2 protein-coding genes are annotated in these 1,564 nt (G+C 75.1%); one reads left to right on the top strand and one right to left on the bottom strand.

Going from position 1 to position 1,564, the window contains the following annotated elements; all coding sequences use genetic code 11:
* On the bottom strand, positions 1–691 hold a 691-nt coding region (locus tag ACFXPK_RS13360; protein ID WP_385074800.1), incomplete at its 3' end, for an ROK family protein.
* A 194-nt stretch (positions 692–885) separates the two neighbouring features.
* Here ACFXPK_RS13360 and ACFXPK_RS13355 point away from each other — a divergent pair.
* A partial coding sequence (locus ACFXPK_RS13355) for a LacI family DNA-binding transcriptional regulator (protein WP_385074797.1) occupies positions 886–1,564 on the top strand: 679 nt, incomplete at its 3' end.

Genomic DNA, 1,564 nt, shown 5'->3' with positions numbered 1-1,564 from the left:
TTTCGTTGGGGGCGTGGGCGACGGGGTGGCCGGCCCGCGCGGCGGCGGCCACGGCGGCGGCCGAGCGGTCGCCGTCGGGTCCGGGGAGCCAGCCGCCCTCCAGCGCCCTGCGGGCGATGTTGGGGCCGCTGGCGATCCGCTCCACACAGCCGCGCGCGCCGCACGGGCAGAGGTCGCCGTCCATGTCGACGCTGATGTGGCCGATGTGGCCCGCGTTGCCGGTGGGGCCGGGGTGGAGCTTGCCGCCCAGCACCAGTCCGCCGCCGACCCCGGTGGAGACGACCATGCACAGCGCGTCGTCGTATCCGCGGGCGGCGCCCTGCCAGTGTTCGGCGGCGGTGATCGCGACCCCGTCCCCGACCAGGGTCACCGGCAGCCCGCCGGTGGCGAGCCGGACCCGCTCGACCAGCGGGAAACCGCGCCAGCCGGGGACGTTGACCGGGCTGACCGTACCGGCGGAGGCGTCCACGGGACCGGCGCTGCCGATGCCCACCGCCGTGGCGGTCGGCCAGAGCGGTGAGGCGGCCACCTCGGCCAGGACCTCCTCGACGGCGCGCATCACCGTCTCGCCGTCCTCGCGCGCCGGGGTGGGGCGCTGGGCCCGTACGAGGATTCTGCCGCTGCCGTCCACCAACGCCCCGGCGATCTTGGTGCCGCCGATGTCGAGTGCGGCGACGGAGTCGGTATGCATCGGTGTGGAATCTCCTGGAGATCGAGGCGTCCTGGTGGGGTGGCGCGGAGCGGATACGGGTTCGCGGCTCCGACGAACAGTCTCCATTCCCCTGACAACGTTGTCCAGGGCCTATGCTCGTCCGCACGGCCCGGGTGGCGCACACCGGCGATCCGGGGCGACCCGCCGACCGTACGACGACAGGACAGCGCACTGTGGCCGATACCGCCCGCCGCACAGAACCCCGCTACGGCAACCGTCCCACGATGAAGGACGTGGCCGCACGGGCGGGGGTCGGGCTCAAGACCGTCTCCCGCGTGGTCAACAGCGAACCCGGGGTCACGGCGGACACCGAGCGGCGGGTGCAGGAGGCCATCGACGCGCTGGGGTTCCGCCGCAACGATTCGGCGCGGGTGCTGCGCAAGGGCCGTACGGCGAGCATCGGGCTGGTCCTGGAGGATCTGGCGGACCCGTTCTACGGTCCGCTGAACCGCGCGGTCGAGGAGGTGGCCCGCGCCCATGGCGCGCTGCTCATCAACGGCTCCAGCGCCGAGGACCCGGACCGTGAGCAGGAGCTGGTGCTGGCGCTCTGCGCGCGCCGGGTGGACGGGCTGATCGTGATCCCCGCGGGGAGCGACCACCGCTATCTGGAGCCGGAGATAAAGGCCGGGGTGGCGACCGTCTTCGTGGACCGGCCCGCCGGCCGGATCGACGCGGACGCGGTGCTCTCCGACAGCTTCGGCGGTGCCCGTTCGGGCACCGCCCATCTCATCGCGCACGGCCATCGCAGGATCGGCTTCATCGGCGAGGGGGCGCGCCCCCCCCCCCCCGGGGGGCGGGGGGGGGGGGCCCGCCCCCCCCCGGCGCGGGCCCGGCGGGGGGGGGCGCCCGCGC

The organism is Streptomyces sp. NPDC059142 (assembly GCF_042755665.1).
Taxonomy (GTDB): Bacteria; Actinomycetota; Actinomycetes; order Streptomycetales; family Streptomycetaceae; genus Streptomyces.
Note: the sequence above shows the minus strand (reverse complement) of the source record. Positions and strands in the feature narration are given on the sequence as shown.